Below are 14,420 nucleotides of genomic sequence, written 5' to 3'. Positions count from 1 at the left end.
CGATGTCCGCCCCACGGAGGAAGCTCGCGGTGGTCGCGCGCGAGGCCGGTGTGTCGATCTCGACCGTCTCCAAAGTCTTGCGCGCCTATCCGGACGTCGCGCCGGCCACCAGGACCCGGGTGCGCGAGGTACTGCGTCGCGCCGGGTATCCACTGGATTCCGATGCCGCTGGCAACCGTCGCGAGGAGTCCGAGCTGGTCGACGTGGTGGTCGCCAGTCGGAGCAGCGGCTGGACCGGTGACGTACTGGCCGGCCTTGCCGACGCTACCCGGGAACCGGGGCTGGCTCTCGTCGTCACGACAGTGAACGGGGGAGAGCCGGTGCCCCGGCTCTGGCTGGAACGCCTCTTCGTCCGCGGCACCCGCGGCGTGATCGGTCTCAACGTCGAGTTCACCGACACCCAGGTGGCGTACCTCGCCGCCTACAACATCCCGTCCGTCTTGCTCCCCGCCGACTCCAGTACGCCGGTTTCGGAAGTGCTGACGACCATCCTCGACGGCACACCGCCGTACCCCCACTCCATGGCCTTCATGGAAATGTGGGGGTCAGTCGCGGCGGCTGACTGAGTTGCGGACTACCACGTGGGTGGTGAAGAGGCGGTGGGCTCCGGTCCAGTTGGGTTGTTGGTGCTGGGAGTCCAGCGCGATCTTCGCGGCCGCTCGGCCTAGTTCCTCGTAGGGGACGTGAACCGACGTGAGCCTGGGACGGAGGTCCTGGGCCAGTTCGACGTCGTCGTAGCCGACCACCGAGAGGTCCTCGGGGATTCTCAGGTCGAACTCGGCGGCAGCGGCGTACACGCCTGCGGCCACGACGTCGGTGGCCGCGAAGACCGCGGTGAAGTCCTGCCCGGCGGCCAGGCGGTTCTTCGTCAGCTGATAGCCGGAGGCTCGGGTGAAGACACCGTGCTCGACCAGCTCTGGCGCGTCCGGTACGCCGAAGTCGTGCAGGGCCCGCCGATGACCGGCCAACCGCTGCATGCTGGTGCTCTGCCGCTCCGGACCGGCAAGGAAGAGGGTCCGGCGATGCCCCTGCGACAACAGGTGGCTGGTCATCGCGTAGGCGCCTTGCTCGTTGTCATACTCGATCACAGCGGTAGGTACGTCGTCGCCCAGCGGAGGTCGTCCACACAACACCAACAGGGATCCGGCGGAGTGAAGTGACCGGGCCAGGTCGGTCATCTTCGCACGGTAGTCGGCCGCTTCGTTGGTGACGCCACCGATCAGGATCACGGCGCCGGCGCGCTGCTCGCGCATCAGTTGCACCAGAGCGAGCTCGCGCTCGGAGTCGCCCTGGGTGGTGCCGATCAGACTCAGCCAGCCACGGCGCGACGCCTCCTGTTCGACGCCGTGCGCCGCATCCGCGAACGACTGGCCGCGTACGTCGGCCAGGATGAAGGCGATCGTCTTCGTCTGCACTCCGGCCAACGCCCTGGCGTGAGTGTTGGCGGAGTAGTTGAGCTCGCGGATCGATCGCAGGACGCGTTGGTTCGCCGATCGGGAGACCGGGTAGTTGCCGGCCAGGACGCGGGAGACCGTCGCGGGCGACACCCCAGCGTGCGCGGCGACGTCGGCGAGGGTAGGCGAGCTCGACGACTTGCGTCTACTGCTGTTTGCCATCGTTCTCCTAGCGCTCCCTGGGCGGAGCGGTCGACTTCCTGATCACCACGTGCGTCCCGAGCAGCAGGTGTTGATCCTGCGCGTAGTCGTCGCGATGCAGCGCGAGACGTACGGCGGAACGCCCGAGCTCCTCGTGCGGGATGTGGACCGTGGTCAGCGGCGGATTGAGATCGGCGCTCAGCGGAATGTCGTCGTACCCGGCGACGGAGACGTCCTCAGGCACTCGGAGCCCGGCCTCGTGGAGAGCGGCGAGGACACCGCTTGCGACGATGTCCGTGATGCCGACGACGGCGGTCATGCCGGCGTCGCGGCTCAGCAAGGCCTTGGTTTGGCGGTAGCCGGACTCGCGATCGAAGGTGCCGCCGGCAACGAGGCCGGGATCGACAGTCAGGCCGTGCGCCGCGTGGGCACGGGTGAAGCCGTCGAAGCGCGCGCTGGTCGTGGTGTGCTCCGGCTCGGTGGCGCCGATGAACGCGATCCGGCGATGGCCGAGCGAGAGCAGGTAGTTCGTCACCGCGAACGCGCCGCCCTCGTTGTCGTACTCGACGACTGTCGCGGGCACATCCGGGCCGATCGGCGGGCGGCCGCACAGCACCAGGCGCGAGCCGACCCGCTCCAGGGATCTCGCGATCTGTGCCATCCGCTCGAGGTGTTCCGGCGTACGCAGGCCGCCACCGACCAGCACGACCGCCTCGGCCTGTTGCTCGCGCATCAGTTCGATGAGTTCGAGTTCGCGATCGGCGTCGCCGTGATGGGTGCAGACCAGGCACACCCGGCCTTCGGCGGTGGCCTGCTGCTCGACGCCTTGCCCGATGTAGGCGAACAGCGGACCGACCAGGTCGCGGATGATGAACGCGACGGTCCGGGTCGTGCCGCCGACCAGGGCGCGGGCCTGTGCGTTGATCACGTAGTCGAGGTCCTGCACGGCCCGCAGCACCCGTTTCCGGGTCGAGGCACTGACCGGGTAGTTCCCCGCGAGAACCCGCGACACCGTCGTGGCGCTCACGCCCGCGGCCGCCGCGACGTCCTTCACCGTCGGACGGCTCCCGAGGCTCGCTCCCGCCACGCGCCAACTCCTTTGTCCGTCGAAAATTTCTGTCTGGGTCGTGCCCTGACTTCGTGTAGAAAACGTTAACTATGCTGCCATCCATGGCGGCGAATGTCGAAGCCCGCGCGGTGCCGATCTGGCTGCGTGACGCCGGTACGGGTGATCCGCTGCTGCTCGTCCACGGTTGGGGTGGCGACAGCCGCGCGTGGAGCGGTCTGGGCTTCGAGGATCGCCGGGTCATCGCGGTCGACCTGCGCGGTCACGGGCGTTCGCCGGTACTTCGGCACGGGTATCGGCCGGCGGACTACGCGGCAGATCTCGCGGCGCTCGTCGAGCGGCTGGGGCTCAGGCCCGTCGTGGCGATCGGGCATTCGATGGGCGGACAGATCGTCGCGGAGCTCGCACTGGAACGTCCTGACCTGGTCGCGGCGGTCGTCGTCATCGATCCGGCGTACGGCGCGGACGAGGCCGAGGCAGCCACCTTCGAGCAACGTCTGGCCGCACTCCGGAACGACGGATCGGACGCGGCCGTCCGTCAACTCGGACTGCGTGCCGGCGCCGTCCGGGACCAGTTGCTCGCGACACCGGGGCACGTGCTCGCCGAAAGCTACGCGGGGATGTACACGGACCCAGACGCCTTCGGCGCCCGCCCGGCCGCCGCCACCCGACTGGCCGCCTTGACCCAACCACTCCTGTCCATCCGCCCTACCCCCGCGATGGCCGCCTGGGACATCAGCCTGTCCCTGCCCTACGGATCACGAGTAGCCCTCTGGAACGGCTGCAGCCACTTCCTCCACCACGAACGCCCACGCCAGTTCGTCGCCCTGGTCGACAGTTGGCTGACCTCACTGGCCGACCTCTGAAACACACCCTGTGGAAATCTGCCCCGAGGAAATCCGTGCGGAAACTATCCTGGATCACGGAACGTGTCCGACATTCCCGCATCGGAGCAATCATCGAAGCCCTCTACGACCTGCCGAACGGCGACCGAGTCCGGGTCATCGACACCCCCACCGTCGGTCAGAGCCTCGGCAGGGTGCTCGAACTCTTCCGTTCCGGCAACACTGAGCCGGTCTTCTTCGGCGACGAGCCCCGCCCCGAGGGCGTCGTCATCTCCTTCGAGCAGTGGGCGGAGTACGAAACCTTGAAGGAGGATGCGAACGACGACCAGCGCCGGGAGGACCTGGTCCGCCAACGCCTCGCCAACGACGATCCGGCGAAGTGGGAGACCTACGAGGAAATGATGGAAAGGTACGGCCTCGACCCTGACGAGTTGAAGCCGAAGGGCGGTGCCAAAACCAACGGTGACGGGATGCCGTGAACTACCCACCTGATCCACCATCCTGAGTTCAGTCGGGACATGGACCGGCTGCACGAGGCCTGGGAGCAGGACCGGGACAGTCCCGCCGGCCGCGAGTTCCAAGCCGCGAAGGCTGCCCAGCGGGCGTTGCGGGAGGAACGCGAGGGGGAGTACCAGGGCAAGCAACTCGGTTATGGGCCGCAGTCGTACGATCTGCGGGACTGCGCGGAGCTGAAGGTTCCCGTTGACCGTGAGTTCACGCCGGGTGGATTCGAGCGGGGGACCGTCGCATCGGCTGGTCTACCGGGAGTTTGATCCGCTGCCGGTGATCGAAGGCCATCGGGTTGTGCAGGATCCGAACGCTCAGCCCTACCGGCAACCGATCGCTTTCGCGCACCTCTCGAACGATCCCGCCGACATAGCGGGGAAGCGCTTGGGCCGGACACGGGGTATGCCTTCGCAGGAGCTCCACGGGGTCACCGGCGGAGGACGTCCGGGCATCGGGCCGCAACGGGAGGGCGTGCAGACAACGCCGCATCGGATTCCAGTGCCTGGCCACCTGCTGAGGCAGGCGCAGATCCTCCGGGACAGCCCGCCCGCCGGCACGGCACCGAAGCCAGCCACGGCGCCACAGGCGAACGGCAATCGACCGCCCGGGCCAGTTTCGTCCAAGTCGAAAGAACGCTGACAGTCCCGATCATGAGTGCCCAGGCGCAGCGCGTCGCCCCTCGCGTGGGCAGTGGTCGTGGTGACGTGTCCAGCGCGAGTGCAGGCTTCGAGGGGATGGCTGGGGAGTGCTCAGGCGCAGCGAGTCGCCCCTCGCGCGGGCACTGGTCGTGGTGACGTGTCCAGCGTGAGAGCTTGCTTCGAGGGGACGGCTGGGGAGTGCTCAGGCGCAGCGAGTCGCCCTCGCGCGGGCACTGGTCGTGGTGACGTGTCCAGCGTGAGAGCGGGCTTCGAGGGGACGGCTCGGGAGTGCTCAGGCGCAGCGAGTCGCCCTCGCGTGGGGGCTGGTCGTTGGGGACGTGTCCAGCTCGAGAGCAGGCTTCGAGGGGAAGGCTGCTCGGGTTCAGCGTGAGAGCGGGCTTCGAGGGGATGGCTGCTGGGGTGGTGTCGGGCTGTGGCGCGTTGGTCTCGTGGTGAGGTGTTCGGCGTGAGAGCCGGTTTCGAGGGGATGGGTGCTGGGGTGGTGTCGGGCTGTGGCGCGTTGGTCTCGTGGTGAGGTGTTTGGTGTGAGCGCGGGCTTCGAGGGGCGGCTGCAGGAGCGGCGTCCGGTTCTGGCCCATTGCTCGCATCAGAACGGTGGCGGGTCGGGGGTGTCTTGCTCCTGTGTGATGGGGCCGCGGGCTGGTGGGACGGTGGTGTAGCGGTGGCCGGTGGGGGTGGTGAGGGTGAGGGAGCCGTCGGGGTGTGTGGTGGTTTTCCAGCCCCAGGTGGGGGTGTCTTTGATGACGTGGTGGTATTCGCAGTAGGGCACTAGCCCGGTGAGGTTTGTGTGGCCGGATTGTTTGAAGGGTGTGGCGTGGTCGCGGTCGCATTGGCGTGAGGTGCGGTTGCAGCCGGGCCAGGCGCAGACGGGGTGTCGGGCGAGGAGTGTCTCGGTGACGATGGGGCCGGGGTTGTGGCGGGTGGTGGAGGCTTCGAGGACGGTGCCGTTGGTGGGGTCGGTGAGGAGTCGTCGCCAGGTGCCGTCGCGTGCGATGCGGCGGGCCATTGGGGCGGGGATGGGTCCGTAGCCGGTGAGTTCGCAGGGGTCGTTGTCCACGCCGAGGAGGGTGGTGATGGGGACGAGGATCTCGATGTGGGGTCGTCGGCGGTGTTGGTCGGGTAGTCGGCGGCCGAGCCAGTCGAGGCCGTTGTGCAGCATGTGTTCGAAGACGTCGGTGATGGCATCGGCGCGCCGCTGTTCGGCGGTGCGATCGTCTCGCATCGGCTCGCCGACGGTCGCACCGGTTGCTGTGTTGGGCTGCATGTCAGCTGTCGTGTCGCACTTCGCGCCGGCGGCCGTACCAGCCTTCACTTCAGGGGTCACGCCGGAGGCCGGATCGGGTGTCCTACCAGACGACCGACCGGAGTAACGGTTGCCTGAGGCGACGATGTCGGAGCCGACAGGCGATGGCTCGACTCGCGATGGTTCGACGGGCGGTGGTTCGACGGGCGGTGGTTCGACTCGCGATGGTGCGACAGGCGGCGAAGGTTCGGCAGTCGACGGTTTGGGACTTGAAGGTTCGGCACGCGCGGTTTCGGCACACGGGGTTTCAGAACGCGCGGGGGTGGTGGTTGTGGGGGTGCCTCGTTTGGCGAGGTCGGCCATGGCTTGGATGACGACCCACATTTGCTGGATCTTGTCGGCGGTGTGGACGACCCAGAGGCCGGCCATGCCGTCGGGCAGGGGCACGATTTTGCAGGTGCGGTCTCGAACCGCTTCACGGTGCCGGTTGGTCTCGTCTGCGGCGCAGTGTTTGGCGACTTGTCTGCGGAGGGACTTGCGCAGATTGGTGTGGGTCTGGGACGCGGCGCGGCGCAGGACGTGGGATTCGACGGCCTGAGCTGTGGCGTCGGGCAGGTGCCGGGTGGCCTCGGAGATCGACAGGGCCTTGGACCAGGTCAGGGCGCCGCAGCGCAGCGCGGTGTGGGTCGCGGTCAGGGTGCCGGTCAGGTGCAGGGCGGTGTCGATGTGGCGGGCGGCGGTGTTGGTGGACAGGTGTAGCGCGGCGCCGATCTCGGCGGCCCAAGAGCGTTCGGGGTCGATGGGGCGGCCGGAGGAGTCGATGTGGGTGGGGCGGGGGATCTCGGTTGCCTGGGCTTTGCGCTGGCGGACGAATGACGCCATCGCGTCGGCCTTGATCGACTCCAGCCATGACACCATCCGGGAGGCGGCCTTCATCAGTTCGATCAACGCGATCGGTGACTCGCACTGCGGTCGCACGGACTCCAGCGCCGCGGCCAGCTCGGCGCCGGGCGGGAGGAACACCCATGCGGGCGCCTTCAGACGCAGCATCTCGCGTTCGGCCTCGTCCTGATCGACCCCGGCCCAGAGCTCCCACTCGAGCCCGTCCACCCGCGACATCGGCGGCAGGTCGTCGTACCAGTCCTCCGCGCCCAGGAACCGAGGAGGATGAGGGTTCTCGGGGTCATACAGATCGTCGGGAGGATCCACCGCGTCCAACCACGCCGCCGGCGCCGCGTCCAGGGAAGGCGTCTCCTCCTTCTCCGACCAAGCAGTGATCCAGCGTGGCGTGGCGGCGAACCCGGCGAGATCAGCGTCGCCAGGGTGCAGAGGTTCAACGGTCACCGCCATGCCTCATATTAGAACAAGTGTTCCCTTAAGAGCAAATTGAAATCGGGGATGTGTGAACGTCGACCGCGTCATCCGCATCGCCTGAGCTGAGTTGGAGTTGGCGGCGCCGAAACTGCTTGCGTGGCGGCCCGGTCCGCAGGACGCTCAGCAGAGTGACCACACGGGCGCTGCACTTCGCAAAGGCCTTCTTTGATCTGCAAGCCTTCTGGGTCGAGCGTGTCGTCGAACTTGCGGACGTTGATCGACTCACCGCATGGCATGAGTGGACCAGCATGTCAGCGCTGGTGAACTCCGTTGGATGCCATGCGATAGATGCAGCAGTGCACAACGGTGATCCGGCCGCGGTGGCACACCGATCGTGGCTTGCCCTCCGAGAGACATTGGGCGCGCTGCGCCGCACGGGTGCTTCTGGTGCGACGTTGAAGATGAGGGCCGTCAGATCCGGCTGCATTTCGCGAACCGCGAGGGGCCGGGCGCCCTGGGATCCGGCCGGCGTGCAGTTCGTCGTGCGGAACTGGCCAGTGCCTTGGAGGATGCCCGAAGGCTTGCCCCCCATGCCGATCGGCTCTGAGGTTGCACCATTGGCTCTGTGGGGGCAGTTCGTCAGGGGTGATGGCGAGCTGTACGGGGCCTTCGACGAGGTCCTCGCCTGGGTCCAGCGAGAGTGACCTAAGCCCTGCGAAAGTTTCTGTGCGGGCGAGAGGCCTGCGAACCGTTGACCGGGTGTGACCGCTGCTCATTAGCTTGGCGGCTCAGCCAGCGGTTCAGAGGAGAAGTGCAGATGCCGGAACCCGATGTCACCTCGTTGTCGACCGTGAGCCGCCGCTCGTTGCTGATCGCCTCCGGCGGTTCGGTGCTCGCGGCGCAGCTCGGATCCGCCGCCACGTCAACCGCGGCACCTACCGGGTCGGGGACGCAGGCGGCATTCAGGCATCCAGGGTTGTTGCATGATGTGGATGATTTGCAGCGGATGCGGCAGGGCGTGGCCGAGCGGGTGAGTCCGGTGTACGACGGTCTTCTGGCGATGGCTGCGCACGGCAGGTCGTCGTACGACTATGTGGTCCGCAACGTCGGGCAGATCACGTCGTGGGGTCGTGGGCCGGCGAACTTCATGAACGAGGCGGTCAGCGACTCGGGCGCCGCCTATCAGAACGCTTTGATGTGGTCGGCCACGGGTGATGTGCGGTACGCGGACAAGGCGCGGGACATCCTTGATGCCTGGTCGAACAGTCTGACCGCGATCACCGGTGCGGACGGGCAACTCGGCGTCGGACTGCAGGTCTTCAAGTTCGCGAACGCCGCCGAGATCCTCAGGCACAGCGGGTACGACGGGTGGTCGCCTGGTGCTGTCCTCCGGTGTGCGGAGTCGTTCCGCAAGGTCTGGTACCCGGCCGTGTCCGGCAACGCGTTGTTTGCCAACGGCAACTGGGATCTCGCCGCTCTGCAGGCGATCTTGGCGATTGCCGTGTTCTGCGACGACCGGGTGATGCTCGAGAACGCGGTGCGGTACGCCGTGGCCGGCGCGGGCAACGGCCGGATCGAGCACATCGTCGTGTCGGCGACCGGTCAGGGACAAGAGAGCGGCCGGTCGCAGTCCTACGCCCAGTTGGCGCTCGGCCTGCTCGCCAACTGCGCCGCGGTCGCCTGGAACCAGGGGATCGACCTGTTCGGTCATCAGGACAACAGGATACTGCACGGTTTCGAGTACACCGCTCGCTACAACCTGGGCGACGATTCCGTGCCGTTCACCGTCGACCTCGACCGCACCGGGAAGTACCTCAAGACGGCGATCTCGACGATCAACCGTGGTGCGTTCCAGCCGATCTACGAACTTGCCTACGCCCACTACGTGAGTCGGCGCGGACTGTCCGCGCCGAACGTCGAACGGGTGGTGTTCCGTGGCGCCGGCGGCACGCGCTTCGTCGAGGGGAACAGCGACGACCACCCCGCTTGGGGCACCTTCACTCAAGCCCGTCCGGTCGTCCCCAGGTCTGCGCCTGACGCGGCACCCGGCGTTCCGAGCGGCTTGACGGCAGGAAGGTCCGACACTGGCGTCGTACTGACCTGGGCGGAGTCCGTCGAACCGCGCAGCGGCGCGGCCGCGAGTAGCTACACGATCAGCAGAGCAACCGGCCGCGCGGGTGACTACGCGGTCGTGGCCGAAGGCATCCCGTCGACGGCGTGGAGCGATACGTCCGCCCGCGGCCGGACGACCTACTTCTACAAGGTTCGGGCCGAGAACCAAGCCGGCTCGAGCAGTGAGTCGCTGCCTGTGACGATCGCGAGGGCGGATCCTTGGGTGAGCGAGAACATCGGCCAGGCGGTTGCGGGTGGCACAACCTTCGACGGGGAAAGGTTCACCGTCGAAGCCGGCGGTGCGGACATCGGTGGTGAGCAGGACAATTTCCGGCTCGTCTACGTGCCGTTGCGTGGTGAGGGGGTACTCACGGCGCGGGTGGTGCACCCCGTGAGTTCGCAGTACGCGACCATCGGCGTGATGATGCGGCAGAGTCTATCCGCGTCCTCGGCGCATGCATCGATGCTGATCAAGGGGCTGCCGTTGCACACCTGGAGCGGTGTGTGGACCGTACGGCCCGTCGGTGGGGGCTCCACGGTCGCGACCGGCAGCACCGTCGTACCGCCGACTCAACAGCACTGCATCACCGTCAACGCGGGCTTTCCGATCTCCGATCTCGGAACCCTGCCGCAGTCCGCGACGCCGTTGCCGCCGCCGTACGTCGAAGCGGCGAGCGACGGCTACCGGCTGCGGCGACCGTACTGGGTCAGGCTCGTCCGTAGGGGAGACGTCCTGACCGGGCTCATCTCGCCGAACGGCAGCACCTGGACCAAGGTCGGCACATCCCGGATCAACCTGGGCCGTGACGTCTACGCGGGCCTCGCGGTCTGCGCGGGGATCGGCGTCGACGCGCCGTACGCCGAGTCGACCACAGCGGCCTTCGACAACGTGAGTGTTCAGGACTGGTCGGGCGAGATCCCGTCCGCACCGCTGGGCGAACTGCGGTCCGGCAGCGCCGGCAGTGCGATCGAGCTGGCGTGGTCCGACCTTGACGTTGCGGCGACGTACAACGTCAAGCGCCGGCACGCCGGTGGGCCGTACCGGGCGATCGCCTCGGGCGTGGCGCCGATCGGGTTCGGCGTGGAGACCCGCTACCGGGATGTCACGGCGGTGCCGGGCGAGAGCTACGACTACGTCGTTGCGAAGACGAATGCCGCCGGGACAGGGCCCGACTCGTCGAAACTGACGGCGACAATGCCGACGCCGGCCGTGCCGTCGATCACGAGCGCCGGATCCGCGTTCGCGAACACCGGCACGGAGTTCCGCTTCCGGGTTGCCGCTAGCAACGATCCGATCAGTTTCGCGGTGACCGGCCTCCCGGATGGTCTGTCCATGGACCGGAAGACCGGTGTCATCAGCGGCAGGCCGCTCAAGACGGGGACGGTGAAGCTGGGTGTCTCCGCGCGCAATGCCGCCGGCGCGGGCTCCGCGGAAGTCACGCTGACTGTTGGAGCACCTCCGCCGGCGCCGTGGCAGTACGGCGATATCGGCGACTATGTTCTGGACGAGCGGCAACTTGGGAGTTTCAGCGCTGTCGCGATCCGGACACCGGGGATTACCAGCTACAGCGACACGAGGGGACAGTTCACAATTCGCGGCGCCGGCTCGGATCTGAACGTGATCGGGCAGGGAATGACGGCCCAGTACGCGTACCAGGCGGTGACCGGAGACGCCACGTTCACGGCCCGGGTCGTGAGTCGAGGCGATGCCGCCCGGGTGAGCCTGCTGATGACCAAGTCGCTGTCACCGTTCGACCAGTTGTCGGGGGTGGTGCTGGCCGGCGGTACGCCGCAGTTCGTTCAGCGGCTGCGCGTGGCGACCGGCCTCGTGACCACGACCGGTACCGGTGCGCCCAGCTGGCTGCGCATCCGGCGTACCGGAAACACCTTCTCCGCCGAGGTTTCCACCGACGGCGTGAGCTGGACGCAGATCGGTGCGCCGGGACTGATCGAGACCTTCGGCTCCGCGCCGTACTACGTCGGTCTGGCCGTTGTCTCCGGCGCACCGTTCGCGCTCAGCGCCGCCGTCTTCGACGAGGTCTACTTGGCGTAGGCCAGAGTGCCGAAGCCGGTCTGGTCGAAGCCGCCGCTCGTCGTGCCGTAGTCGCCGCCTCCGCCCTCGGGGCGGACCTGAGCGGCCATCGCCGAGATGTACGGCACCGAGAGGTACTTACGCCTGGTGTAGTGGAAGTGCAGGATCTCCCACACTGGCCGGAGCTGGCCGCGGCTCGCGCTGGAGATGACAGTGTGTTCCTGATAGGCGCAGTTCTGGCCGGTGCCCCAGGTGTACTTCGTGAACGGGACGTCCTGGCCGAGGTTGTACTTCGCGACGTACTGCGCTGCCTTCATGAAGCGGTTGTTGTCGTACCCGTACAGGTCATCACCCTGGTTCCAGGCCATCTCGCAGAACGCGCCCATCTGGCCCATACCCATCATGGTGTGGCCCTGGTCGCGTCCCGACTCCTGCCACTGCGCAAGGCCCTGGTCGTCGTACACGAACGGCACGGCGTGCTTGATCGAGCCGTTGCCGGCGCCGTTCTTGAAGTAGTTGACGGCCTGGTCGTACTTCGCTGCATCGTCGCAGAGGATGCCGATGGCAAGGATCGAGTTCATGTTGCACAGATCCCAGTTGGCCCAGTAGTTCGTGATGCAGGCGCCGTTGTGGTTGGTCAGGAAGTCGTTGTTCATCGGGTAGAAGACGTTGAGCATCATGGTCTTGAACCGCGCCAGGTCGAAGCCCGGGTAGCCGCGGAGGAGCTCGGCGACGTTCGCGAACTGGTACCCGTAGATGCCGGCCGCCAGGAACCGGTCTGCGTTACCGGTGACCGTGGTCAAGGTGGCCGACCAGGCGTTGAGGATATTGCGCGCGCAGTCGCCGTGCGCGGTCGAGCCCTGGACCCACCAGCGCAGGGCGTTCTGATACGCGGCATGGATGTCGTTGTAGAGGATGGTGTAGTTCTCGCCGGTGCCGCCGCGGATGATCGTTGCCTGCGGCCTCGGTGTCCAGGTGGACTGCGCATGTGAGTTGGCGGTCAAACGGTTCCAGCCGGACAGCCACGGGTCGTCGCCCGCCGCAACCCGGACCTTGGCCCGATTGAGGTCGCCCCAGTTGTGCAGCGCTCCGGGGTGGGTGAACGTGGCCGGTGCTGCGTCTGCGCGACGGCCGAGTCCGGTGACGCCGGCCGCAGCCGCTACTCCTGCGGCGGCCACACCTCCGGCGGCTTTCAGGATGGTACGTCGATCGATCTCCCTCTCGTGCATGTCCTTCTCCTTCGGGGCGGTGGTGTGTACGCCGGCGTTCAGCGCACGGTGAGGATGAGGCTCTTGGTGGTGGTCCCGGCGACGTTGGTGACGCTCAGGTTCGTGTTGTACGCGCCGGGGCCGGTCGGGGCGCCGGTGATGACGCCGGTGGTCTTATCGACGGTGAGTCCGGGCGGCAGATTCTGGGCGCCGAAACCGGTGGGAAAGCCTGTCGCGCTGATCGTGAGGACAACCGGTACGCCTGCGGTGAGGTGCCCGGTGTCGACGGTCGTGATCGTCGGAGGCATTGTTGTGGGGGCGGTGGCGGCGTCCAGCCAGCGCAGATTGGTCACGTGCTCGTTGACGTGCATGTCGACCATGTCGGCGACCGTGAACCATCCGGGCTTGCGCATGGTCGAGGCCATCACGGTGCCGTTGACCACGAGGTTCTGGAACGTCACGTCCTTGATGCCGCGCGTCTCGTCGTACCCGAGCATCATCGCGGTCTCCGCGTTCTTGCCGGTGTAGGTCAGGTTCTTGACGTAGACGCCCTCGATCCCGCGGCCTGCCGAGGTGTTGTACGACTTGTTGTAGGCCACCCGCAGATGGATGAACTGGCCCCAGCGGAAGTCCTCCACCCGCACGTCCTCGATCCGCACGTTCCGGACGAGATTGCTGTCGCCGGGGTTGAGTGCGATCGCTCCCTGGTACCACTTCTGCGGTTCGCGATGGTCGAGGATGTCCACGTTGCTGATCGTGATGTTCTCCAGCACCTCGGGATCGGCCGTGTTGCCGTGGGTGCCGATGTTGATCGGGTGCGCGACGTCCGCCCAGAGGCTCGAGTTGGAGATGGTGATGTTGCGGGTGTCGCCGTAGTAGTCCCAGCGGTGCGTGTACAGCGCGATGCAGTCGTCGGAACAGCGCAGGAAAGAGTTGTCGATCAACACATCGCTACTGGAGAAGATGTCGATCCCGTCGCCCCATTGGCCCGCGCTGAAGTAGCCGAAGTCGGTGATCGCGACCTGTTCGGACATCCCCGCGGTGATCGCGTAGCCGGTCGTCAGATCGAGCATCGAGATGCCGTCGACGCGAATGTTCTGCGAGCTGACGATGGTGCAGCCGCCGCCGTTGGTGCCGTAGATGACACCGCGTCCGGTCAGGCCGGCGTTCGTGACGTTCTTGAAGATCACCGAGGTCTTCAGTACGGCGCCACCGGCCAGGTAGACCGTCTTCCCGCTCGGAACCTCCAGCTGACCGGTCGCGGTCGTGTGCACGCCGGGGCCGAAGTAGATGACGTCCGGGTCGTCGGGGGAGGGTACGCCGGTCTCGATCGGGCGGGCGAGCAGATGCAGGCAGTCGAAGATCTCGCCGTTCACCTCGACCACGATCTTGCTCGGTTCGGTCAGCGTGAAGAGCAACGTGCTCTCGTCGTCGACGACCGGCTCGATCCCCAGGGACAGTGGCCGGATCCGCGCGGCGTCGATGGTGCCCTTCTTGTACCGGACCCAGACCTCGACCGAACCGTCGAAGTCGAAGTACGCCATCGACGACTTCAGTACCTGGCCGGCCCCGGTCATCGCGTTGATCTGCTTGAGGTTGACCGAGTACGTCGGCAGCGGGGTCCAGGCGCCCGCCGCCGTACGCACCTTGACCTCGAAGGTGGACGCCTGTGCCACCCCGGCGGGAATCGGATAGGTGACCAGCGGTGGAGCGGGTGCGGGGGTGGCTGTCGCGGTCCCAGCTCCGGACGTGACGTAGCCGGCGGCAACAGTCGCGCCGGCTGCTTGGAGCAGGCGGCGGCGCGTGAGGTCTGCGGTCATCTTCAGGCTCCTTGGCATC

At 67.1% G+C, this 14,420-nt stretch carries 10 protein-coding genes; 5 read left to right on the top strand and 5 right to left on the bottom strand.

Annotated features, from left to right (window positions below):
- Positions 1-2: 2 nt before the first annotated feature.
- Entirely contained in the window at positions 3-566 is a 564-nt protein-coding gene (locus EV651_RS31920; RefSeq protein ID WP_133788977.1) for a LacI family DNA-binding transcriptional regulator, read from the top strand.
- Here EV651_RS31920 and EV651_RS31915 read toward each other — a convergent pair.
- Both EV651_RS31915 and EV651_RS31910 read right to left on the bottom strand, forming a co-directional pair.
- On the bottom strand, positions 546-1,616 hold the full coding sequence (locus tag EV651_RS31915; protein ID WP_133788976.1) for a LacI family DNA-binding transcriptional regulator: 1,071 nt from the start codon (positions 1,614-1,616) through the stop codon (positions 546-548). The genes EV651_RS31920 and EV651_RS31915 overlap by 21 nt on opposite strands.
- A 7-nt stretch (positions 1,617-1,623) precedes the next feature.
- Positions 1,624-2,682 (bottom strand): LacI family DNA-binding transcriptional regulator, encoded by a 1,059-nt coding sequence (locus EV651_RS31910; protein WP_133788975.1) that lies wholly within the window; start codon positions 2,680-2,682, stop codon positions 1,624-1,626.
- A gap of 83 nt (positions 2,683-2,765) precedes the next feature.
- On the opposite strand from EV651_RS31910, the gene EV651_RS31905 reads away from it, so the two are divergent.
- From EV651_RS31905 to EV651_RS31895, 3 genes are read left to right on the top strand one after another with little or no spacing between them, the layout of a single operon-like run.
- A complete protein-coding gene (locus EV651_RS31905; protein WP_133788974.1) occupies positions 2,766-3,527 on the top strand; it encodes an alpha/beta fold hydrolase in 762 nt (253 codons plus the stop codon).
- Positions 3,528-3,562: 35 nt separating this feature from the next.
- Entirely contained in the window at positions 3,563-3,985 is a 423-nt protein-coding gene (locus EV651_RS31900; protein WP_133788973.1) for a hypothetical protein, read from the top strand.
- A 39-nt stretch (positions 3,986-4,024) separates the two neighbouring features.
- A complete protein-coding gene (locus EV651_RS31895) occupies positions 4,025-4,279 on the top strand; it encodes a hypothetical protein (protein ID WP_133788972.1) in 255 nt (84 codons plus the stop codon).
- Positions 4,280-5,258: 979 nt separating this feature from the next.
- Here the strand turns inward: EV651_RS31895 and EV651_RS31890 are convergent.
- Positions 5,259-7,259, bottom strand: coding sequence for an HNH endonuclease signature motif containing protein (locus EV651_RS31890; RefSeq protein ID WP_166658861.1), 2,001 nt, complete (start codon positions 7,257-7,259; stop codon positions 5,259-5,261).
- A 787-nt stretch (positions 7,260-8,046) separates the two neighbouring features.
- On the opposite strand from EV651_RS31890, the gene EV651_RS31885 reads away from it, so the two are divergent.
- Positions 8,047-11,394, top strand: a complete 3,348-nt coding sequence (locus tag EV651_RS31885) for an alginate lyase family protein (protein WP_133788970.1) — start codon at positions 8,047-8,049, stop codon at positions 11,392-11,394.
- Here the strand turns inward: EV651_RS31885 and EV651_RS31880 are convergent.
- Both EV651_RS31880 and EV651_RS31875 read right to left on the bottom strand, forming a co-directional pair.
- Positions 11,382-12,602: an alginate lyase family protein gene (locus tag EV651_RS31880; RefSeq protein WP_133788969.1), complete on the bottom strand. Its 1,221-nt coding sequence runs from the start codon at positions 12,600-12,602 to the stop codon at positions 11,382-11,384. The two genes, EV651_RS31885 and EV651_RS31880, sit on opposite strands and share 13 nt — an antisense overlap.
- 38 nt (positions 12,603-12,640) lie before the next feature.
- Entirely contained in the window at positions 12,641-14,401 is a 1,761-nt protein-coding gene (locus tag EV651_RS31875; RefSeq protein WP_133788968.1) for a glycosyl hydrolase family 28 protein, read from the bottom strand.
- Between the last annotated feature and the right edge of the window lie 19 nt (positions 14,402-14,420).

The sequence above is a fragment of the Kribbella sp. VKM Ac-2571 genome, assembly GCF_004362255.1.
GTDB lineage: Bacteria > Actinomycetota > Actinomycetes > Propionibacteriales > Kribbellaceae > Kribbella > Kribbella pratensis.
This window is presented reverse-complemented; position numbering and strand designations above follow the sequence as displayed.

Bases quoted from the DNA above. Each gene is read 5' to 3' on its own strand.
- EV651_RS31885 (WP_133788970.1), top strand. From the start codon at position 8,047: ATGCCGGAACCCGATGTCACCTCGTTGTCGACCGTGAGCCGCCGCTCG.
- EV651_RS31905 (WP_133788974.1), top strand. From the start codon at position 2,766: ATGGCGGCGAATGTCGAAGCCCGCGCGGTGCCGATCTGGCTGCGTGAC.
- EV651_RS31875 (WP_133788968.1), bottom strand. From the start codon at position 14,401: ATGACCGCAGACCTCACGCGCCGCCGCCTGCTCCAAGCAGCCGGCGCG.
- EV651_RS31880 (WP_133788969.1), bottom strand. From the start codon at position 12,602: ATGCACGAGAGGGAGATCGATCGACGTACCATCCTGAAAGCCGCCGGA.
- EV651_RS31920 (WP_133788977.1), top strand. From the start codon at position 3: ATGTCCGCCCCACGGAGGAAGCTCGCGGTGGTCGCGCGCGAGGCCGGT.
- EV651_RS31895 (WP_133788972.1), top strand. From the start codon at position 4,025: ATGGACCGGCTGCACGAGGCCTGGGAGCAGGACCGGGACAGTCCCGCC.
- EV651_RS31915 (WP_133788976.1), bottom strand. From the start codon at position 1,616: ATGGCAAACAGCAGTAGACGCAAGTCGTCGAGCTCGCCTACCCTCGCC.